The organism is Thermosynechococcus sp. QS41, assembly GCF_031583515.1.
GTDB lineage: Bacteria > Cyanobacteriota > Cyanobacteriia > Thermosynechococcales > Thermosynechococcaceae > Thermosynechococcus.
In genome coordinates this window covers 664,867-685,329 of record NZ_CP134181.1, presented here as the reverse complement: position 1 = coordinate 685,329, position 20,463 = coordinate 664,867, and the positions used below count along the sequence as shown (strand labels likewise).

General features: G+C 53.3%; 17 protein-coding genes and 1 pseudogene. 9 read left to right on the top strand and 9 right to left on the bottom strand.

Translation table 11 applies throughout. From position 1 onward, the window contains the following. Nucleotides 1-18: 18 nt before the first annotated feature. On the bottom strand, nucleotides 19-1,587 hold the full coding sequence (locus tag RHJ80_RS03180) for a serine/threonine-protein kinase (protein WP_310801445.1): 1,569 nt from the start codon (nucleotides 1,585-1,587) through the stop codon (nucleotides 19-21). Between the two features lie 356 nt (nucleotides 1,588-1,943). Between RHJ80_RS03180 and yqeK the strand changes: the two genes are divergently transcribed. Both yqeK and RHJ80_RS03170 read left to right on the top strand, forming a co-directional pair. Then, on the top strand, nucleotides 1,944-2,594 hold the full coding sequence (yqeK, locus tag RHJ80_RS03175) for a bis(5'-nucleosyl)-tetraphosphatase (symmetrical) YqeK (protein WP_149820967.1): 651 nt from the start codon (nucleotides 1,944-1,946) through the stop codon (nucleotides 2,592-2,594). 45 nt (nucleotides 2,595-2,639) lie between these two features. After that, nucleotides 2,640-3,485: an ABC transporter permease gene (locus RHJ80_RS03170; RefSeq protein ID WP_149820969.1), complete on the top strand. Its 846-nt coding sequence runs from the start codon at nucleotides 2,640-2,642 to the stop codon at nucleotides 3,483-3,485. Here RHJ80_RS03170 and RHJ80_RS03165 read toward each other — a convergent pair. Further along, nucleotides 3,482-5,359 (bottom strand): caspase family protein, encoded by a 1,878-nt coding sequence (locus RHJ80_RS03165; protein ID WP_310801444.1) that lies wholly within the window; start codon nucleotides 5,357-5,359, stop codon nucleotides 3,482-3,484. The genes RHJ80_RS03170 and RHJ80_RS03165 overlap by 4 nt on opposite strands. Nucleotides 5,360-5,491: 132 nt before the next feature. Then, nucleotides 5,492-6,130 carry a phosphate signaling complex protein PhoU gene (phoU, locus tag RHJ80_RS03160; RefSeq protein ID WP_310801443.1) on the bottom strand — a complete coding sequence of 213 codons (639 nt, stop codon included), beginning with the start codon at nucleotides 6,128-6,130 and terminating at the stop codon, nucleotides 5,492-5,494. Between the two features lie 148 nt (nucleotides 6,131-6,278). Between phoU and RHJ80_RS03155 the strand changes: the two are divergent. Next, nucleotides 6,279-7,084, top strand: a pseudogene (locus RHJ80_RS03155) (IS630 family transposase). A gap of 102 nt (nucleotides 7,085-7,186) precedes the next feature. On the opposite strand, the gene RHJ80_RS03150 reads toward RHJ80_RS03155, so the two are convergent. Continuing rightward, a complete protein-coding gene (locus RHJ80_RS03150; RefSeq protein ID WP_206201029.1) occupies nucleotides 7,187-7,996 on the bottom strand; it encodes a fumarylacetoacetate hydrolase family protein in 810 nt (269 codons plus the stop codon). 115 nt (nucleotides 7,997-8,111) lie between these two features. On the opposite strand from RHJ80_RS03150, the gene rpsF reads away from it, so the two are divergent. The 3 genes from rpsF to RHJ80_RS03135 are packed head-to-tail and all read left to right on the top strand — an operon-like array spanning nucleotide 8,112 to nucleotide 11,046. Next, the gene (gene rpsF / locus RHJ80_RS03145; protein ID WP_206201028.1) at nucleotides 8,112-8,456 is read left to right on the top strand and encodes a 30S ribosomal protein S6; all 345 of its coding nucleotides are present in this window, start codon (nucleotides 8,112-8,114) and stop codon (nucleotides 8,454-8,456) included. Between the two features lie 40 nt (nucleotides 8,457-8,496). Further along, entirely contained in the window at nucleotides 8,497-10,116 is a 1,620-nt protein-coding gene (locus RHJ80_RS03140) for an ABC transporter substrate-binding protein (RefSeq protein WP_206201027.1), read from the top strand. A 60-nt stretch (nucleotides 10,117-10,176) separates the two neighbouring features. Continuing rightward, nucleotides 10,177-11,046 carry an S-methyl-5'-thioadenosine phosphorylase gene (locus RHJ80_RS03135; RefSeq protein WP_310801442.1) on the top strand — a complete coding sequence of 290 codons (870 nt, stop codon included), beginning with the start codon at nucleotides 10,177-10,179 and terminating at the stop codon, nucleotides 11,044-11,046. On the opposite strand, the gene RHJ80_RS03130 is transcribed toward RHJ80_RS03135, so the two are convergent. The 5 genes from RHJ80_RS03130 to RHJ80_RS03110 form a co-directional block, all read right to left on the bottom strand. After that, nucleotides 11,043-15,095, bottom strand: coding sequence for a GAF domain-containing protein (locus RHJ80_RS03130; protein WP_310801441.1), 4,053 nt, complete (start codon nucleotides 15,093-15,095; stop codon nucleotides 11,043-11,045). The two genes, RHJ80_RS03135 and RHJ80_RS03130, sit on opposite strands and share 4 nt — an antisense overlap. Nucleotides 15,096-15,294: 199 nt before the next feature. Next, on the bottom strand, nucleotides 15,295-15,633 hold the full coding sequence (gene petJ, locus RHJ80_RS03125) for a cytochrome c6 PetJ (protein WP_302676856.1): 339 nt from the start codon (nucleotides 15,631-15,633) through the stop codon (nucleotides 15,295-15,297). Between the two features lie 99 nt (nucleotides 15,634-15,732). Then, nucleotides 15,733-16,260 carry a photosystem II cytochrome PsbV2 gene (gene psbV2, locus RHJ80_RS03120; protein ID WP_206201023.1) on the bottom strand — a complete coding sequence of 176 codons (528 nt, stop codon included), beginning with the start codon at nucleotides 16,258-16,260 and terminating at the stop codon, nucleotides 15,733-15,735. A gap of 29 nt (nucleotides 16,261-16,289) precedes the next feature. Beyond that, the gene (gene psbV / locus RHJ80_RS03115) at nucleotides 16,290-16,781 is read right to left on the bottom strand and encodes a photosystem II cytochrome c-550 (RefSeq protein ID WP_302676857.1); all 492 of its coding nucleotides are present in this window, start codon (nucleotides 16,779-16,781) and stop codon (nucleotides 16,290-16,292) included. A gap of 21 nt (nucleotides 16,782-16,802) precedes the next feature. Further along, nucleotides 16,803-17,009 carry a translation initiation factor IF-2 gene (locus RHJ80_RS03110; RefSeq protein WP_206201021.1) on the bottom strand — a complete coding sequence of 69 codons (207 nt, stop codon included), beginning with the start codon at nucleotides 17,007-17,009 and terminating at the stop codon, nucleotides 16,803-16,805. A gap of 143 nt (nucleotides 17,010-17,152) precedes the next feature. On the opposite strand from RHJ80_RS03110, the gene RHJ80_RS03105 reads away from it, so the two are divergent. The 3 genes from RHJ80_RS03105 to RHJ80_RS03095 all read left to right on the top strand — a co-directional run bounded on the left by RHJ80_RS03105 (nucleotide 17,153) and on the right by RHJ80_RS03095 (nucleotide 20,434). Next, nucleotides 17,153-18,442, top strand: a complete 1,290-nt coding sequence (locus RHJ80_RS03105; RefSeq protein ID WP_302676858.1) for a glucose-1-phosphate adenylyltransferase — start codon at nucleotides 17,153-17,155, stop codon at nucleotides 18,440-18,442. Nucleotides 18,443-18,635: 193 nt separating this feature from the next. After that, nucleotides 18,636-19,820 (top strand): NAD(P)H-quinone oxidoreductase subunit H, encoded by a 1,185-nt coding sequence (locus RHJ80_RS03100; protein ID WP_149820368.1) that lies wholly within the window; start codon nucleotides 18,636-18,638, stop codon nucleotides 19,818-19,820. A gap of 29 nt (nucleotides 19,821-19,849) precedes the next feature. Beyond that, on the top strand, nucleotides 19,850-20,434 hold the full coding sequence (locus tag RHJ80_RS03095) for a peroxiredoxin family protein (protein WP_302676859.1): 585 nt from the start codon (nucleotides 19,850-19,852) through the stop codon (nucleotides 20,432-20,434). The last annotated feature ends 29 nt before the right edge of the window (nucleotides 20,435-20,463 follow it).

The window sequence follows — 20,463 nt, the reverse complement described above, 5'->3', positions numbered from 1 at the left end:
GGGGGCAAACTCGCCCCTCTATTTAGGCAACTTTGTAAACCAGTTCTTCTTGGCGCGATCGAGTTGGCCTTGAACCATTCCAGAGACCATACTGAAGTCTGCCCCAGAAATATCGGCACCGGTAAAGTTGGCTCCTGAGATCGAGGCATCCTGCAATTTTGCTCCCTTCAAATTTGCCCGCTCAAAGTTGGCTTGCACCAGATAGGCACCGCAGAGATTGGCATCACTCAGGTTAGCTCCCTGAAGATTGGCTTCCCGCAAGACCACATTGGTGAGGATACAACCCTTCAAATCAGCATTGGTAAAATTGGCGTTGGCAAAATTGGCACCGGAGAGATCGGCATTGCGCAATACCACATTGGAGAGATCGATATCCACAAAATCCCGTTCTCCCCGCTTATAGGCCGTTAGCACTTGGGCAGCCGTCATCCGTACGGTGACTTTGGGGCGCAGATGCTGACCCGAGCCTGCCCCCACAACTGGCGGCCCACCCCATGGAGATCCTGTCATCCGCGATTGGCGCAACCGAGCTGCTGCAGCATTTTGACGCACAGAGGAGGCATAACTAGAGGACTGAGCTGATCCACGGGGTCGGCCTTGGCTGGGAGGGGCTGCAAGGGCATTACTGAGGTCATCATCCTCTGCTGTAACGGTAGGGGCAGCCAGCGCAGGTGTTTCTTGGCAATCAAGGAGCTGGAGATCGGCTAGGACATCGATCGCGCTTTGGTAACGGTTTTTAACGCTATCCTCCAGCATTTTGTCGAGGAGAGCGGCAAACTCAGGGGAGATATTTTTGACGTACCGCTTCCAATGCCATTCCCCCGTGTGCGGATCTCGCTCAATCTCTTTGGGTGATTTACCAGTGAGGAGATAAACACAGGTGACACCCAGAGCGTAAATATCGCTGGCATAGATGGGACGCATGGCCATTTGCTCCGGCGGCGCATACATGGGCGTTCCCACGGCAAAGCTGGTAAATGTGGATAGCTCTGGGGCATTTTCCACCATCGCCTGGGTGACTTTGTCTTTGACTGCACCAAAGTCAATGAGCACTAGCTTGTTGTCAATATCACGGCGGATCAAGTTGGCAGGCTTAATGTCACGGTGGATCACACCATTTTTGTGTAGGTAATCAAGGATGGGCAGCACTTCCTGCAAAACCTGCTTCACCTCTTCTTCACTTTTGGGGCCAAAGCGTTTGACCTCCTGTTGCAGGGTGAGGCCACCCACATATTCTTGGATGAGATAGAACTCATTTTCATTTTCAAAGTAGCCAAGCAGACGCGGCAGTTGGGGGTGATTGCCAACTTTGCCGAGGGTGGTCGCTTCCCGCAAAAAGAGTTCCCGCGCCATAGCCAAGATATGGGGGGCGGTGGCGGCTGGCCGTAATTGTTTAATCACACAACTGGGATTGCCGGGCAACTTTGTATCAATCGCCAAGAAGGTCGTGCCAAACCCCCCTCGCCCCAGCACTTTAATGGCTTTGTATTGATCGTTGAGCAACAATTTGCTGCCACAGGATTGGCAAACCTCTACATCATCGGGGTTTTCTGGCTTGACACAGTTTGGGTTTAGGCAGTAACTCATAAGCAGCCAAGGGGATGAACAGCACGTTCAACAGGGGGAAGGGTGATAGGGTGACCTGTTTTCAAGTCACAGCTCACAGGAATGTGCCCCCACCGCTAGTATGATTCAATAGCTTCCACAGGACGACTCCGTACTTTTACGATACTCTTTTTTCTTTGCCTTACCCTATCCGTGAAATTACGGAAGTTGGACAAAACGCTTACAGCCTTTTCTTAAAAAAATATGGGATGCATAAGGAGAAAGTTTATCCTGCTCTACAGTTGCTTTGACGGTTTCAAGAGTTTCCCAACCTTGTGAAAAGAGCCTTCGGTATGATACAAGGGTAGCACTTCATCATCCCTGCTGTGGCTTTGGCTATGACCCCGCTTGTGACAACTGATGCTAAAGATTCGCTGTGCGATCGCCAGCAGGTTTTGGCGTGGTTGACGGAGAATGTGCCGGCACCCCGACTCCAACATATCCTGCGGGTAGAAACGATGGCGGCGGAGCTGGCTCTCCACCATGGCTTGGATGTGGATCGGGCGGCGTGGGCGGGGTTATTACACGATTTGGCAAAGTACTTTCCGCCGGAGCGGCTATTGAGCATGGCACGGGAGGCGGGGCTGCCAATTACGGAGGTGGATGAGGCGGATCCCCACCTGCTTCACGCGGATGTGAGTGCCCTTGTGGCGCGACAGCAATTTGGCATTACCGATGAACAGGTCTTAGCAGCCGTCGCCAACCATACCTTGGGTCAACCGGGAATGGATGCCTTGAGTTGTGTTGTGTTTCTCGCGGATAGCTTGGAGCCGGGGCGAGGCCAGACAGTGGAGCTAGAGGAATTGCGCAAGGTGGCTCACCAAAATTTACAGGAGGCAGTGTGGCGGGTGTGCGATCGCACGCTGTTGTGGTTGGTTGACCAGCACCGCTTAATTCACCCCCGCATGATCCTCACCCGCAACTGGGCAATGCAGGTGGCACCAGCAAAACCGAAAAAGAGCGAAAAGAAAGGCGCCGCCAAGGTTTAGAGGCCTTGCTACCCTAGAAAACAGGTTTGATCTCGGAGTTGCGTTATGACCACCGCTTCAGCAAGGGCTGTTCCCGGTATTTTCTCAGGTGAATTCATTCAGGAAACGCTCGCTTTGACCCGTCGCCTGTTTATCCAACTGCAACGGCGCCCTTCAACACTGGTGGCGGGGGTGGTACAACCCTTGATTTGGCTGATCCTCTTTGGTGCCCTCTTCCAGAATGTGCCGCAGGGTCTGTTTGGCGAGAGTACCAATTACGGTCAGTTTCTCTGTGCCGGTATTATTGTCTTTACCGCCTTTAGTGGTGCCCTCAATGCGGGGCTGCCGGTGATGTTTGACCGTGAGTTTGGCTTTTTGAATCGGCTGTTGGTGGCGCCATTGGCTTCGCGGTTTTCAATTGTGTTGGCCTCGGCTTTGTTCATCACAACCCTGAGTTTGATTCAGGTGGTGGCGATCGCCAGCCTAGGGGTGCTGCTAGGAACGGGGCTACCGAATTTAGCGGGCATTGGAGTTGTCTTGGCCACCGTACTAATCTTGGTTTTTGGTGTGACAGCCCTAAGTCTGGGACTCACCTTTGCCTTGCCCGGTCACATTGAACTGTTGGCGGTGATTTTTGTGATCAACCTGCCGTTACTCTTTGCCAGTACTGCCTTGGTGCCCCTGTCGTTTATGCCGCGCTGGTTGCAGTGGATTGCCAGCCTCAACCCCCTCAGTTTGGCGATTGAACCGATTCGCTATGTCTATTTACATCCTGACTGGCAGTTTAGTGATGTGGTCATGGTAGCGCCTTGGGGATCCCTAAGCTTGGGAGCAGCGCTGCTGATTCTTTTGGCGGTTGCCGTGGGGATGAGCCTACTCATTCAACCCCTGTTGCGGCGGCGCTTGGCCTAGACCACCCGCAGCGTGAAGCCTTGGGTACACCACTCCCGCACATCCAAGCAAAACTCATTCCCTTCCGGTTCACTGCTGAGATCCCCTAGCAGACCGAGAACCAAGGCAAGACTATCCTCACCAGAAATTAGCAATGGCTCTGAATGGCTAGGGTGGCTACTCAGTTGACTAAAACGAGTCAGGGGGCGGTGGCTGCTGATGATAAAAACCTTCAGCCATTGGCAAGGGCGATTCAGCGTCCACGTATAAAGGGGAATATTCAAGCCCGGCGCAACCGCCAACTGCCACGACTGTGTTTGCAGCGGCAGGAGGAGAATGCCCTGACTGCTATCCCATGCAAAGGCGACAATGTTGAGGGAGCGATCGCCATAATTGTAGAGGCTCCAGCGGCAAGTATCCCCCTTGGCCAAGGTGAGGGGCGTGTCTAAGTTCGTGGCTGGCAGCTTGGTGCTCAGGACCTCCGGCAGGGAATTGGGGCTGCGGGGTGGGGATTGGCGGCTTAAGAGTTTTGCGGTTGGCGATAGTTGCTCAAGGGTTGTACACACGGCCACCTGACTAGAGGTGGGGTTCAAGGTCAGTGTCAGCCATTTTTGAGCCAGCAGGGCATTCAGCAGGGGGTTCAAGCGACGGATGCTGGCTTTAGCAGCTTCATTGGTACCTGTGCAACTGTGTTGGAGCAACGTTCCCACCGGCCATTCCAATCCATAGCTACCCCCTGTGGCACTTCTGGTGAGAACCACATCTGGGAGCGACTCACTGCCGTTGAGCACAGCAACGTTCTCTTCGTTGGTCAGCGCATTGATGGCATCTACCCGCTCAATCTTGCTCAGCTTGGGGTCTAGTGCCACTTGTAGCTGCAGATTTTTCCCTAGGCGCCGTTGTTGCTCATAGAGGCGATCGCCCACTTGCAGGGGCTGACCACTTACCCCCTGAGCCATGATGCCATTAAAACTAACCATGTCAACGACCGTGGCACCGTCAGCAGTGCTCCAACGACTGTGGGGATGACAATGGGCTAATAGCCAAGGACTGAGGCCGCCACACCAAACCTGAAGGGCGCGATCGTGACCGGTACTTTGCACCACACCGTCAAAGCCGTGGGATAGGGGGACATTCCCCGGCAAGCTATCGCTGACGAGATGAATTTCTGCCCCGGTTTGCCAGCGCAGTTCATCGGCGGTGTACATCAGGCTCGTCGCCAAAGGGCGATCGCCCCCCAAAGCCGCTAGATAATGGCTCAAACTAGCAGTAAAGAGTCCCATAGGAACGCCATTCAGGTGCGTTTCTACCCCCAAATCGGCCCAGAGCAGATGATCCTTGGGAACTTGGCCTGTGCCACGGCTCTCTACAGGCTGCAACGGCACAAATCGCCAGCGCAACATCTCCCCCTCAATGAGTGGCGGGCTAAAGCGGGTGTCGAGCCATACCTGTACCCCTTTGGTACGCAGTAATTCAGCAAGCGGTAAGATGCCCTCACCTGCTGCGGTGGCATCGGCGAAAACCAGTGCTGGTTGTTGCTGCCAAAGCGTGCCGTAGCCACTAAAGTAAACTAACAGGGGCTGACCCGCGTGCTCCAGCACCCCTAGGGTTTCTTGAACCGCATCGAGGGTTGCCGCCTGTTCCGTCAGTAGCGTAATGTCACTGTCCGCTAGCCCCCAGCCATCTAGCAATAGGTTTTTCACTAGCTCAACATCCGTTAGACAACCGCCTAAAGGGGGCACACCCACTAACTGGGGATAGTGGTTAATGCCAATCAGGAGTGCTCGCCACGGACGAAGAGAGTCTGCCAAGGAGCCGCCTGCCGTTTGCCAAACCCACGGCATCAGTGTCAGTGCCGCAGCACCGTACAAAAAAGAACGACGGCTTAACCTCATGCCTTACCTCCCAACAGGCCCATCCTCAGATTCGAGCACAGGCACGACAACACTTATGAATTAGGACTAGTTCTATTCTCAAAGGTTGTGGACGCAATTCAGCGCACAGCGAGCATAAAACGTCAATTTTTCCTAGGGGTCTTCCCCCCGCACAATGAAGCAGACGCGCTGGCCAATGGTTACCGCATGATCACCAATGCGCTCTAGGTTGCGAATCAGCAGCAGGAGGATTAAGCGCAATTCCACTGGTTCTTGCGGATCCAAAGGGGTGCAGAGTCGCTCATAAAGACGTTGATAGTCGGCATCGACGGCATCATCGCAGTTGGCAAGGGCTAGCCCCACCTCAGGATCCAAATTGGCAATGGCGGATAGGGCTTCCGATAGTAACAGTTGCGATCGCTGGAACATCAAGCGGATGTCCTCAAGGTAGGGTGGGGGTGGATAGCGCAGCAGCGTTTGACCCGCACGGCCAATTTCAAGGGCATAATCGCCGATCCGCTCTAGATCGCGGCAGAGGTGCGAGAGCATGACCAAAAATCGGAGATCCTCGGCCACAGGAGCTTGCAATGTCAGCAGGGCGATCGCCTCACGATTGAGTTCTTGGGCGCTGCGGTCAATGTCCCACTCCCTTTGGATCAACTGCTCGACACTGAGGAGATGTCGCTCAATCAAGACACCATAGGCCAACTGACAGGCACTTTCCACCAGTGTTCCCAGTCGCAGCAAGTCACTGCGCAGACGTTGTAATTGCCGTTCAAAATGGGTGGCCACGGCCTCAGACCAGCTCTTTGTAACATTATAGCTATTTCGAAAGGGAGTGAGATATTTTCAAGAGGGATAGGCTATACTCAAAGCGTCATGAATGTTACTCAAGAATATGAGCTATAGCTTGGACTGACGAGAGCGGGTTGTCTCCTACATCCAGCAAGGTGGCAAAATCAGTGAAGCGACTCAAATTTTTCAGGTGAGCCGCGCCACCATCCATCGCTGGCTGAAGCGAGAGAACTTAGCGCCCACGGTTGTCCCCCGTCGTCCTTGGAAGCTGGATTGGGCGGCCTTAGCAGCCGATGTTGCTGCCCATCTCGATGACCGTTTAATCGACCGTGCCCAGCGATTTGGCGTCCAAGTTTCCACCATTAGCTATGCCCTCGCCCAGATGGGCATCACCCGAAAAAAAAACAGATGCGTTACCAAGAACGGTGTGAAGAAGAGCGACAAGCGTACCAACAGCAGCTCGACACATGGGTAGAGAGCCATGGGGAGGAAACGGTGGTGTCTATCGATGAGAGGGGGTTTGACTCTCGGGTGGAGTGTGAGTATGGGTGGTCAGCGCGAGGCCAACGAATTGATGGAGAGCGAGCGGGGAAGCGTCAGAAAAGAGAGAGTTGAGTCGCAGGACGGTATAGACACCAGAAAGACTTCATCGCCCCAATGCTGTTTTGCGGATACTTGAATGCGGTAGGGTTTGTGAGTTGGCTGAGTCAGTACTGTTTGCCGACGTTAAAGAGACCGTCGTTGTTGATGATGGATAATGCACCGATTCATCCAAAAGGGGTGATTCAGGCAGTGGTGAAAGCGGCGGGTCACGAGGTGTTATTTTTACCGAAATACTCTCCTGATTTGAATGTGATTGAGCACGACTTCAGTGCGTTGAAGCGAGCGCGGATGTATGCAGGGTCAAACAGTTCGATTGATGAAGTGATTCGCAAGTATTGTGCTGGATGATATCTCATTCCTTATTGGAATAGCTATATCTGTCCACTGGTGCATCAATGGAGCCGACAATGTGTCTTTTCATCCGCCTAAAGTCATTAAAGAGGGATATTCCTAATAGGCGCGACCTAAGGGGGGTGTCCAAGGGGTCTCCGGTGTTGTGACTACCGACAGGAGGCTGCCAATGCCTTCAATTTCGACGCGCACGCGATCGCCCACCTGTAATGCACCAATTCCTGCGGGTGTCCCCGTCAATACCACATCCCCCGGCAGCAGTGTCATCACATAGCTAATGAAACTCACCAACTTGGCGGGTGAGAAAACCATTTGATCAATCGTTGCTGATTGGACGGGTTGCGCGGCCTCATTAATAAAGGTTTGCAACCGCGCATCGCTAGGAACCTCTCGCACAATCCAAGGCCCTAGGGGGCAAAAGGTGTCAAACCCCTTGGCCCGCGTCCATTGCTGCTCCCGCTGCTGCAGATCCCGAGCCGTGACATCGTTGGCGATCGTGTAACCCCAAATATGCTCAAGAGCTTCATTTTCAGGGCAGGCACGGGTACGACGACCAATGACCACCGCCAATTCCCCCTCATAGTCCACCCGCTTTACTTGGGGCGGATACCAAATGGGACAGCCGGGGGCTTGAACCGTTGTCGGTGGTTTTAGAAAAATTAATGGCTCAGGGGGCACGCTATCGCCCATTTCGGCAGCGTGCTTCACATAGTTGCGTCCGACAGCAACAATTTTTGAGGGGGAGCAGGGAGCCAAGAGTTGATAGCTATCGGGACTGAGGACTTGGTTCGTGGGTTGGCCGTGGAGCCACGGTGCCGCATCCCAAATCATCACTTCGCGGTTGAGTTGCAGTGTGCCGTAATGAATCTGTCCCCCCGTGGTCTGTACCCGCACAAACCGTTCCACCATAGTGAATTAGTCCCCTTTTTTCCTTGCCAAGAATGGCAAACTGCGGTGCTAAAATTATAAAGCCTTGCTTTTTGCATCCGTCAAAAGGCCATTTGTCCAAAGGGAGTTGACCTCAATGATTACACGGAACTACGAAACGCTCTATATTGTTCGTCCTGATGTGGGCGAAGAACAACTGGAACAAACCATTAGCCAATTTCGCACTTTTTTAGAAGAACAGGGTGCGACAAAGCTTAAGGTGCAAAATCGGGGCAAGCGTCGGTTTGCCTACCCGATCAAGAAACTGCGGGAGGGCTACTACATTCTGATGACCTATACCGCTGCTGGGACGGCGATCGCCCCCCTAGAACGCGCTATGCGCCTCAATGAAAACATCCTCCGCTTCATGACGATTGTCCTTGAAGAAGAGGCCGACACCGAAGACGCCGAAGACGACAATCCTGTTCTTGCCCGTGCTTAGGACAGTACACTGATCCAAATTCACTTGAAAGGGGGGCATCATGGCACCATCTCCCGGTTCTTGGAAGTGCGATGGCGTACCTAAAAACGGTAAATCCTACCCCAATGCCAGCGGTGCCCACCCCCCCTATGAAAACTTTGGCCCCGACTGTGACATCTGCGGACTACCCCGTGAGGCCATGAATCCTGCCAGTGGTAATAGTGCTGCCGGGGCTGGAAAGTGGAAACTACCGCTAGTTGCTGCTGCCCTTGGGGTGGTTCTATTACTCGCGGGTGGTATTGGTTTCCTTGGCTATCGAATCTTTATTGCCAACCGCAACGGCACTACGCCACTGCCGATAGGAGGGACAACCAGTGGCAACCACTTGGTGAGCAAAACCACTGCTCGCAACACAGCCTATATTAGCCAAGGGGAGCGCATCCTGATCAGTGAACCCAATCCGCAGCGAGCAGCCCTGAAGCAAGAAGCCGCCCTTGCCTTTGATCAGGGAGATTGGGCACAGGCGATCGCCAAGTATCAAGAACTCGTCACCCTCGATCCCAATGATCCAGAGGCGCGCATTTATCTTAACAATGCCCGTGCCCGCCAAGCCGGCAATCCGATGACGATGGCCACCGTTGTTCCCATTGGTACTAGCCCCGATACTGCCAAGGAAATTCTGCGGGGGGTCGCTCAGTACCAAGAGCGCTTTAATGCCAGTGGCCCCAGTCGTGCCCTTGAAGTCGCCATTGTCAATGAAAACAGCCCCAATGGTGTAACCAGTTTGGCCGAAGATTTGATCAACAGTTCAATCCAAGGGGTACTGGGTCATGGCACCGACGCCAATAGTCGTGCCGCTCTACAGGTTTATGAGCAAGCGGGGATTGCGGCTCTTTCTCCCCTGACCACGAATGTCATCCCCCAAGACAACGGCACGGTTCAAGTGCAAACCCTATCTTTGAGTGAAAAGGGGCAACAACTCCTCAATACCTACCTTGACAATGCCGCCAATACCCTCGCCCAAGCCGCTGCGAAAAAAGTCCCTAATGCCAAAGTGGCTGTTCTCTACAACAGCGATAGTCCCTACAGTGATGAACTGAAAACTAAATTAGTCGCTGCTCTGCCTCGGTTTGGTGCGCAAGTGGTGCAACAGATGGATGTGGCCGCCCCCGGCTTTAATGCCAATACAGCAATGACCACAGCACAGCAAGCGGGAGCCAATGTGGTCATTTTGGCCATGAGTCGCGCCCGGGTGAATGATGCCGTTGCCCTTGCTATTGCCAATCAAACCCAAACTACCCCCGTGCAGTTGTTTGGTAGTGATCAACTCTACAGCCCTGATTTACTGATCAAGGGGGATAGCGCCATCAATGGCATGATTCTAGCAGTGCCTTGGAGTACTAACCCCAATGATCCCTTTGCGCAGCAGGCCGCACAAGCGTGGCGGGGGCAAATTAGTTGGCGCACCACAACTGCCTACGATGCAACTCAAGCCCTTGCCCAAGCGATGGTTCAAGGGGGCGATCGCGCCAGCACCCAACAACTGCTCCGCCAAGGGGTACAAATTCAGGGGCAAACCGCCAGTGGTACCTTTGATCGAGTTCCTCTGGTGCAAGCAGCACCGGGACCCAATGGCCCTAAAGGCTCCAACTACCAGTTCAACCCCCTCGGTAGCCTCTAAACCATCAAAATTGGGGCAACTAGTGCTAAGCTATTGCCGATTGGTGTTTTAGGAATCTCCATGACTGCAAAAATTGGCATTATTGGCGGTAGTGGTCTCTACAAGATGGAGGCCCTCACCGATGTCGAAGAGGTACGTCTGACTACGCCCTTTGGTGATCCTTCCGATGCCTTTATTTGCGGCAAGATTGCTGGGGTTCCAGTCGTCTTTTTGGCACGTCATGGCCGCGATCACCATCTACTGCCGACGGAGATTCCCTTTCGTGCCAACATCTATGGCTTCAAATCCCTTGGGGTCGAGTACCTGCTTTCTGCGTCTGCGGTGGGTTCCCTACAGGAACAGGTGAAACCCCTTGATATGGTGGTGCCCGATCAGTTTATTGACCGTACCCGTAACCGCATTTCCACATTCTTTGGGGATGGCATTGTGGCGCACATTGGCTTTGCCGATCCGGTGTGTCCTGCCCTTGCTGCTGTTCTTGCTGATGCGATCGCCGATCTCAACCTGCCCGATGTCACCCTGCACCGCCAAGGTACCTATGTGTGTATGGAAGGGCCTGCCTTCTCGACACTTGCGGAGTCGAATCTCTACCGCTCTTGGGGCGGAACGGTGATTGGTATGACCAACCTACCAGAGGCCAAATTAGCTCGCGAAGCGGAGATTGCCTACGCAACCTTGGCTCTGGTGACTGACTACGATTGCTGGCACCCAGAACACGACTCCGTTACTGTGGAGATGATTGTGACCAACCTGCAGCGCAATGTCAAAAATGCCCAAGCCATTATCTGTGAAACCGTCAAACGCCTCCATGCCAATCCACCAGCCTCTAAAGCCCACCGTGCCTTAAAGAATGCCATTCTCACTCCCCTTGACAAGGTACCCGCAGCCACCAAGGAGAAACTGCATCTGCTCTTGGCTAAGTATCTCTAGGTCATAGACTCTGCTGTATTCTGATCACCCTCAAAGCTGATCTGCTCACACAGTTGCGGATAGGTGGTCTTGGGACTGAGGCAGCGACAGCGGTTGAGGGCCGCGGCAAGGGCTTCAATTTTAATCGGTTTACTGATGTAGTCATCCATCCCCGCCGCAAAGCAGCGTTCGCGATCGCCAGCTAGGGCATTTGCCGTCATGGCAATAATCCAAGGACGCTGGCTGGGAGGCCATTGGGCACAGATGCGTTCGGTGGTCTCGAGGCCATCCATCTTTGGCATTTGCACATCCATGAGCACAACATCGTAGGGGCGCTGTTGCAGTGCTTCAAGCACCTCGAGGCCATTGGCCGCCACATCGGCACGGTAGCCCATCCGCTTGAGAATATGCAGTGCCACCTTTTGGTTAACAGCATTATCCTCGGCAAGGAGGATACGCAGCGGAAAGCGACTGCCCAAGTTGGGATCAATGCCTGTTTTTGTCAGGGCAGGTTGAGTTGCAGATTCACTGCTAAGGGTCTTAATTAGGGTTTGCCGTAGGGTGAGAGGGCGAATGGGTTTGGGGACGTGGGCTGTAATCAACTCCTTGCGACTAGCGGTTTCCAGCCAACTCAGGGGTGTGAGCAAAATAATCGGCTGTTGATTGAAGTGCGGCTCTGATTGCAACCGCTCTGCTAACTGAAGCCCAGTCATCTCGGGCATATTCAAATCAATTACTGCCAAATCCCACTGGGGAGCGGCCTCTAGAACCAGTTGGGGATTGCCATACCCGATAGGCACCATCCCCCAGTTTTGCAGTAATGTGCAGAGATTCTCACGGCTAGCGGCATTGTCATCAACAACGAGGACACGCTTGCCCTCCAAAGCCGGATGAAGCGTTGGCGGTACATAGGGTTTTTGCCCCTCAGCGAGGATCGTAAAGGTAAAGGTTGTACCTTGACCTTCAGTACTCTCAACGGACATATCGCCGCCCATTAGCTCACAGAGGCGTTTGCTAATGACTAGCCCTAGGCCTGTGCCGCCATACTCGCGCGTCGTCGAGGCATCCACTTGACTAAAGGGCTTGAAGAGCCGATCCAAGCGATCGCTAGGAATGCCAATGCCCGTATCCTGAACTTGAAATTGGAGAAAATCCTTGCCCTCGTGCTTGACCGCGCTCACATGGACGACGACTTGGCCTTCGTGGGTAAACTTAATGCCATTGCCCACTAGGTTAACGAGGATCTGCCGTAGCCGGGTCACGTCCCCTTTAACTTGGGCAGGGGTTTCGGGGGTACAGGTGTAAAGTAACTCTAACTCCTTCTCCTCGGCTTTGCTGGCCAATAGGCTCAGGACATCCTCCACACACTCGCGCACATCAAAGAACTGCTGCTCCAGTACCAACTTGCCCGATTCAATTTTCGAGAAGTCAAGAATGTCGTTAATAATTGTCAGGAGTGCCTCGCCGGCTTGGTGCAGAGTTTGCAAAAAGTCCCGTTGCTGCTCATTGAGGGGCGTATCCAAGAGCAAATTCGTAAAGCCCAAAACCGCATTCATGGGGGTGCGGATTTCATGGCTCATGGTGGCCAAAAATTCACTCTTGGCCCGGTTGGCCAGTTCTGCTTGCAGGCGGGCTTGTTCGAGTTCTTGGTTTTGCTGAGCCAATAATTGGCGCTGCTGCTGTTCATGGCGCAGGAGTTCCGCTTGGGCGATCGCAATCCCCACTTGTGCGGCCACTGCTTCCAGAAGTTCAATCTCATCGGGAGTCCACTGCCGCTGGCGATCGCACTGATGCAGGCCAATAATGCCATTGGGTACGCCTTTATAGGAGGTGCGAATAGCCAGCATTGACTGGATTTGAAATTGATGACACAGCTCAATGGCACTGCCAAGTAGGGGCTCTTGAGTCACATCGTGGGAAACAACGGCGGCATCACTCCTGAGAACCTCCAAGGCGTGGGGGTTGTTTTCCACGGGCACACTGACCCCCCTCATTGAGGGGTAGCCCGGTTGCAGGTATTCAGCCACATCGGGAATACGCGGCGGTGGCCCCGGCTCGTAGCGATGAATTAAACAGCGACTGACCCCAAAGGCCTGACCAATTTGGGTGACGGTTGTTTCAAACACCCTTTCCGTATCGAGGCTCTGGCGAATCTGTTCGGTAATTTGATTCAGAAGCAACGCCCGCTGCATTTGCTGTTGCAGTTGCTGACGTTGGCGGGTTTCCTGTTCAAGGAGTTGTACTTGGGCAAGGCCAATCCCCACCTGTGCCGCCACACTCTTGAGCAAACTTTTAATGGCTGCCGTCCACCGCCGCTGGCGATCGCACTGGTGCAAAATGAGCAAACCATTCGCTTGATTGCGATAGGCCGTGCGCACAATCACCGCAGATTTCACACTCAGGACTTCGCAGTACTCATGAAGTGAGGTTAGACGACTGTCTGTTGCCACATCCTCGCAGCTAAACACCTCATCGGAGGCAAAAACCGATTCCAAAAACGCTCCCCGCATCTGGCTCAAATCGAGAGGGCATTCCTTGACGGAGGACACCCCCGGCGCACAATACTCTGCCACCAATTCCATCGGCGAAGGGGCATTCTCCTGATAGACAAATAAGAGGCAACGACTGACATTGAGGGTTGCTCCCACCTGCTGCACTGCCGTGCGACAAATGTGCTCCCGTTCAATTTGCTGGCGAATTTCCTCGGTAATGCGATTGAGCAGGAGCGTGCGCTTCACCTGCTGCTGTAAAAACAGTTGTGCCCGCTGCCGTTCGGTGACATCACTTTGAATGCCAATGTAGTGGGTAATTTCACCAAATTCGTTATAAATCGGGGAGATGGCCAGTTCATTCCAGAAGGGTTGGCCGTTTTTGCGGTAGTTGCGCAGCACCACCCGACAGGATTGGCCTTTTTTAATGGCATTACGAATGGCTTCAGCCCCCGGTTGATGGCGATCGCGCCCCTGCAAAAAGCGGCAATTTTTGCCAATCACCTCCGCTGCTCGGTATCCTGTCATCCGCTCAAAGGCGGGGTTCACATAGATAATTGGATTATCGGGTTGGCGGTAGTCGGTAATCACAATGCCATTAGTACTGGCAATGATCGCTCGCTCCCGCAGTCGCAGCTCTGCCTCAATTTGCTTCTTGTCGGTAATATCAACCGCTAACTCCAAAAAGCCAATCAGTTGCTCTTGGCTATCATGAATCGGGGTGACTGACAGAGACACAGGGAAGTGAGAGCCATCCCGCCGTACAAATGTCCACTCCTGCTCATCGGCCAAGCCCCGCCGCGCCCGAGCCACGAGAGTCTCAAACCCCGCAGGAATGGGTTCTCCCAATTGCGCACTGAGGAGCTGGGCATAGCGCTCCACCTCTTGAGGATCATGGAAACGTTCTGGCGTTGCTTTACCCACCAGTTCTGAGGCAGAATATCCTAGCCATTCCTCAGCAGCTCGATTCAGCAGCGTGATAATGCCATCGGTACGGGTGGCAATGATGGCGTGATTACTACTATTGAAGACCGCCTCTTGGAGGCTGCTCATCTGCTGAATGTAGGCCAGTTGTTGCTGGGTAACCTCTAAGTGATGGCGGATTTCCAGTTCACTAATGACTTGGCGAGCAAGGGTGCGCAGGGTTTGCTGTTGAACGGGGTTTAGCTCACGCGGCTTATAGTCCACTACGCAGAGGGTACCAATGCCATAGCCATCGGGCGTCATCAAGGGCATCCCCGCATAGAAGCGGATATAGGGCGGCCCTGTAACAACGGGATTATCGGCAAAGCGGGGATCCAGCCGAGCATCCGGTACCACCACCAGTTCTGGCTGAAGGATCACATGGGCACAAAAGGCAATATTGCGTGGGGTTTCACAGGCATCTAGCCCCACCTTGGACTTAAACCACTGCCGCTGGCGATCGATGAGACTAATCAAAGCAATGGGGGTTTCGCAAATGGCTGCCGCTAAATTCGTAATTTCATCAAAGATCGGTTCCGGAGGCGTATCTAAGACTCGATACTGCTCAAGGGCACGTTGCCGTTCCGGTTCATTTGCTGGCAATGGGGCAGCAGGCATAGCCCAAGTGTACCGCCTTTTTGTAGGAGCAAGTCTTTCATCATTATATGAATTGCACTGGTTCTAGAGAGGATTCCCTAGGGGATGCAGAACACAACATCTATCTTTGCAGGACTTGGAGGGCAGTCACAGAATAAAAAAAGGATGTAGCACCTACGCCTACACCCTTCATCAATCGTTTTTTCAGACGGTGGCAATCTTAGCCTGCCCAACCCTTGGCGGCTTGATCGAGCACGTAGGCAGCCACATCTTGAATTTGTTCATCGGTGAGACGACCAGCAAAAGCGGGCATGGCATTTTTGCCGTGCTGCACTTGGTAGATAATGGCATCCTCGGAGTACATGCCAAATTGCTCAAGGGCTTCTTTTTTCAGGGTTTTGTTGGCCATCACCACATTGCCACCCCCCATGTGACAGGCTGCACAGTTGCCGCTAAAGACTTTGGCACCATTGGCTAAATCTGCTGCAAAGGCCGCAGGGGTGAGGCTGACAAACAGCGCGATCGCGATCGCGCAAACACAAATGAATAGCTTTTTCAACGGAGTTCTCCTTTCATGGAATGCGTCAGGGTATGGATAAAGCCCCAAAAATCAAGGGGTGCAAGGTTCACCAAAGGTCAGTGTAGCAAAGTTCCCAACCTAGGGGACACTGTCCGGAAAGCTTTCTACGCCCCAACCGGGCGCCACGGCTGCCGCTCGCAAAATAAAGGCAGCTAAGGTCTCAAGCTGTTCCGTGGTCAACCAGTCCTCACTCACGCGGCGGCAGGAATAACTCTCTTCGCTGCCATCGTACGATCTCGGCGATCGCTGGAAGGCCACCAGACTGGTAATTGTATCCCGTGGGGGGGTGGCTCCCTTGAGATCCTTCAGGGAGAGGGAGACCAACGGATTGGGGAGTGTACTGCCGCCAACGTGGCAGTTTTTGCAGTTTTCCTCAAAGAGCCGTTTCCCACGGGTCAAGTCCACGGCTGTAAAGGTTTTGGTCTCACCGCCGTCATTGAGGGGCAGTTCCACCGTATCTGTGACCTTCAGGTATTGGATCACATAGTTATCTACCCCAGAGGCCGCCAGCGCCGTTGCCGGGGCGATCGCCCAGCCCAGCAGCAAGAACAGTAGGCCACTGCAGAGCCAGACAACAGGCCGAAGCCGAGAGTGAGGTTGGTGCATGAGTTGGGAAGATCCTTCTTGAGTTGTGACTAGTAGTAAATTTTACCGCCTCCCCATTTATCCCCAAGAATCTTGGGTTCGACGAGGATGTGACCGGCGATCGCCACCAGATCTTTTTCGTTCAAATTCCGCATTTTGGGAAAAATGTCGGCACTGCGCAGACTGGGGTGCACCTCAGCAATTTCTTGCTCACCATCGTAGGTGGTGGGGTTTTTCATATAGTCCACCAAGCTTTCGATGTTATCCCGTGGCGGTGTGGCCAAAGCCAGGGTTTCAGTGCGCAAATCCAAATTGGGGTTGGTTTTGGTGATCCCCCCCACATGGCAGGAGGCGCAAGCATACTGGAAGAGACGCTTACCCTCAAAGTATTGCTTTTCCGTCAGGGTAATGGTTTTTCCTTCACTGTTGAGGGGAACGGTCAGGACGTCAGGGGTCAGTTCAGCGGCCAGTGCTGTACCTAGGGTCAGTTGCCAGAGGCAGAGGCAAAGGGCGACCGCAAGCCAAATGGATTTTCTTAACATAGTTCTCCCAATAAGCAGGTCTTACGAGTGCGGTGATGTGTCCCGTTGATCGGTCGGTGTAGCAGAGTCCGTCAAAGCCAAAATGATTGCTTTGGCATCTTCAAGGGGCAGGCGCGTTTGCGGACTGGTATAGCGAATACCCAAGCGATCGCACAACCCACAGACGGTTTCGACCGAGACGCCGTAGTCCGCTGCCAAATCAGCGATCGCAATATCCACAAATCCCATGCTGCTACTCTCCGCTTGGGATCAACGACCAAGTATCATTATCATGCCATTGCGCGGCTTCTTTACCAAAAAGCGTCCCCTTCGCAAAGAGAAGTGCCACCACAGCGTACACTGTTGATGTGGCCGTTCAGATGGAGTTTTCAATGAAACGAGTCTTGGCGATTATCCTTGGGGGCGGTGCCGGCACACGTCTCTATCCCTTGACCAAGCGTCGAGCCAAGCCTGCGGTTCCCCTTGCTGGAAAATATCGCCTCATTGATATTCCTGTGAGCAATTGCATCAACTCCGAAATCAATAACATTTACGTCCTTACCCAATTCAACTCGGCCTCCCTCAACCGTCATATTGCTCGTACCTATACCTTCCCCGGCTTGACGGGCGGCTTTGTCGAAGTGTTAGCAGCGCAACAAACCCCAGAAAATCCCAACTGGTTTCAGGGCACTGCCGATGCGGTGCGTCAATACCTGTGGCTGTTAGCCGATTGGGACGTGGATGAATACCTGATTCTTTCAGGAGATCACCTCTACCGCATGGACTATCGCCTTTTTGTGCAGCGCCATCGCGAAACGGGCGCCGATATTACCCTCTCCGTCTTGCCCGTCGATGAAAAAGCCGCCTCTGGCTTTGGCTTGATTAAGGTAGATGGCACAGGGCGAGTTATTGAATTCCGCGAAAAACCCAGCGGTGATGCCCTACGGGATATGCGCGTGGACACAACCCGCTATGGCCTTAGTGCCGAGGAAGCCCATCGCAAACCCTACATTGCCTCAATGGGGATTTATGTCTTTAAGCGGCAAGTGCTGATTGATCTGCTGCAACAGATGGCCGATGCCACGGACTTTGGCAAGGAAATCATTCCCGCTGCGACCCGTTCTCATCTTGTCCAAACCTACGTCTTTAATGGCTACTGGGAAGATATTGGCACGATTGGATCCTTCTACGAGGCTAACCTTGCCCTCACCCAACAACCCCAACCACCCTTTAGCTTCTACGACGAAAACGCCCCCATCTACACCCGTCCCCGCTATTTACCCCCCAGTAAGATTCTCAGTTGCACGATCACCGAGTCAATCATTAGCGAGGGCTGCATTCTTAAGGAATGCCAAGTTCACCATTCCGTTTTGGGGGTGAGATCGCGCGTAGAATCCGGTTGTGTCATTGATCATTCCCTGCTGATGGGCGCCGACTACTACCAAGACTCGGCGCAGCGCAGCCAGCTCCTGTTGCAACATAAAATTCCCATCGGCATTGGTGCCAACAGTGTCATTCGCGGGGCAATTGTCGATAAAAATGCCTCCATTGGCCACGATGTCAAAATCATCAACAAAGACCATGTTGAAGAATCCAACCGTGAAGATCAAGGATTTTATATCCGCAGCGGGGTGGTGGTGATTATCAAAAATGCCATGATCCCCGATGGCACCGTTATCTAAGCCATAAGCAAATTTGAATTGGCAAGCGGGGAAAACCTGTGTAGCATATCAAAAGAACAGCCCTTTTCACAGATGGAACAGGCTTAAAACCGCGAAAGCCACTATGGGAGGAAATTGCACTCCCTTCATGTATGCCACATTTTAGAAAAGGGCTGTAAAGTAAGCGTCCAACCCTCTAGCGGAACTGCCATCTATGCCCACGATAGAGACTCGCACAGAACCCATGGTCATCAACATGGGGCCGCACCATCCCTCAATGCACGGGGTCTTGCGGTTAATGGTGACCCTTGATGGCGAAGATGTGATTGACTGCGAGCCGGTGATTGGCTACCTCCATCGCGGCATGGAGAAAATTGCTGAAAACCGCACCAACATTATGTTCATCCCCTACGTGAGTCGTTGGGACTACGCCGCCGGGATGTTTAACGAAGCGGTTACCGTCAACGCTCCCGAAAAGTTGGCTGGTATTCCTGTGCCCAAACGCGCCAGCTATATCCGCGTAATCATGCTGGAGTTGAACCGCATTGCCAATCACCTGCTGTGGTTAGGCCCCTTCTTGGCGGATGTCGGTGCCCAGACACCCTTTTTCTACATCTTCCGTGAGCGGGAATACATCTACGATCTCTTTGAAGCTGCCACAGGCATGCGCTTCATCAACAACAACTACTTCCGCATGGGGGGAGTGGCTGCCGACCTCACCTATGGCTGGGTAACCAAGTGCCGCGACTTTTGCGATTACTTCCTGCCCAAAGTGGATGAGTACGAGCGCCTGATCACCAACAACCCCATCTTTGTGCGTCGCTTACAGGGGGTGGGCAAAATTAGCCGTGAGGATGCCATCAACTGGGGGCTATCGGGGCCGATGCTCCGTGCCTCTGGGGTGAAGTGGGATCTGCGCAAGGTGGATCACTACGAGTGCTATGACGACTTTGACTGGGATGTACCCGTGGCCACAGAAGGTGATTGCCTTGCCCGCTACATTGTCCGTATTCAAGAAATGCGCGAATCGGTGAAAATCATTCGCCAAGCCTTGGATGGTTTGCCCGGTGGTCCCTACGAAAACCTCGAAGCCAAGCGGATGCTCGAGGGTGCCAAGTCGGAGTGGAATGGCTTTGACTACCAATACATCGGCAAGAAGCTGGCTCCCACCTTCAAAATTCCCAAAGGCGAACACTATGTGCGGGTTGAATCGGGGAAAGGGGAGCTAGGGATTTACCTGATTGGCGATGATAATGTTTTCCCTTGGCGCTGGAAGATTCGTCCACCGGATTTCAATAACCTGCAAGTCCTGCCCCAGTTGCTCAAGGGGATGAAAGTGGCGGATATTGTTGCTATCCTTGGCAGTATCGATGTGATTATGGGATCTGTCGATCGCTAGGAAAATGTTGAGCCACCAGCGAGGGCGCCATGGCTGTTCAATTACCGTTTTTTACCTCCACCAACTTCAGTGGCCTCTTTAATGAGCGGTTTTGGCAGAACGCGTGGCCACTGCCACCCCAAAATCAACTACAGCGGGGTGCAGTGGTTCCTGATTGGGAGCTACCGGGCGTAGGGCTAACCGTGCCCGTGCGCTTCTCAACGGTGTGGCAAGAGCAGCCGCTCCTACTGGTGTTTACTCGTATCTTTACGGAGCATCAATACTGTCCGCTGTGCTACCCCTATCTCAAGGCCTTGAATGAACACTATGAAACATTCCAAGGCAAGGGAGTAGCCGTTCTTGTGATCACCAGTACCGATGCCCAGCAAAGTCAAAAGGTCAAGGACGATATGGGCTTGAAGATGCCCCTGCTCTATGACCCCAGTTGCCAAGTCTTTCGCAAATACCGCACGGGTCAAGCCTTGGGGGCACCACTGCCCGCACAGTTTCTCATTGATCAGGAAGGTAAGCTGCGCTACAAGCATCTCTTCTCGTTTCTAGAACCCAATGCTCCCCTAGAGCGCTTGTTTCAGGAAATTGATGCCCTGAGGGCAACAGTGGCGACAGCAGCTTAGGGGCGATCAAAACTCGCTAGGATAGAAGG

Coding starts and splice junctions, on each gene's coding strand:
- RHJ80_RS03180 (WP_310801445.1), bottom strand. CDS start 1,587: ATGAGTTACTGCCTAAACCCAAACTGTGTCAAGCCAGAAAACCCCGAT.
- yqeK (WP_149820967.1), top strand. CDS start 1,944: ATGACCCCGCTTGTGACAACTGATGCTAAAGATTCGCTGTGCGATCGC.
- RHJ80_RS03170 (WP_149820969.1), top strand. CDS start 2,640: ATGACCACCGCTTCAGCAAGGGCTGTTCCCGGTATTTTCTCAGGTGAA.
- RHJ80_RS03165 (WP_310801444.1), bottom strand. CDS start 5,359: ATGAGGTTAAGCCGTCGTTCTTTTTTGTACGGTGCTGCGGCACTGACA.
- RHJ80_RS03150 (WP_206201029.1), bottom strand. CDS start 7,996: ATGGTGGAACGGTTTGTGCGGGTACAGACCACGGGGGGACAGATTCAT.
- rpsF (WP_206201028.1), top strand. CDS start 8,112: ATGATTACACGGAACTACGAAACGCTCTATATTGTTCGTCCTGATGTG.
- RHJ80_RS03140 (WP_206201027.1), top strand. CDS start 8,497: ATGGCACCATCTCCCGGTTCTTGGAAGTGCGATGGCGTACCTAAAAAC.
- RHJ80_RS03135 (WP_310801442.1), top strand. CDS start 10,177: ATGACTGCAAAAATTGGCATTATTGGCGGTAGTGGTCTCTACAAGATG.
- RHJ80_RS03130 (WP_310801441.1), bottom strand. CDS start 15,095: ATGCCTGCTGCCCCATTGCCAGCAAATGAACCGGAACGGCAACGTGCC.
- psbV2 (WP_206201023.1), bottom strand. CDS start 16,260: ATGCACCAACCTCACTCTCGGCTTCGGCCTGTTGTCTGGCTCTGCAGT.
- psbV (WP_302676857.1), bottom strand. CDS start 16,781: ATGTTAAGAAAATCCATTTGGCTTGCGGTCGCCCTTTGCCTCTGCCTC.
- RHJ80_RS03110 (WP_206201021.1), bottom strand. CDS start 17,009: ATGGGATTTGTGGATATTGCGATCGCTGATTTGGCAGCGGACTACGGC.
- RHJ80_RS03105 (WP_302676858.1), top strand. CDS start 17,153: ATGAAACGAGTCTTGGCGATTATCCTTGGGGGCGGTGCCGGCACACGT.
- RHJ80_RS03100 (WP_149820368.1), top strand. CDS start 18,636: ATGCCCACGATAGAGACTCGCACAGAACCCATGGTCATCAACATGGGG.
- RHJ80_RS03095 (WP_302676859.1), top strand. CDS start 19,850: ATGGCTGTTCAATTACCGTTTTTTACCTCCACCAACTTCAGTGGCCTC.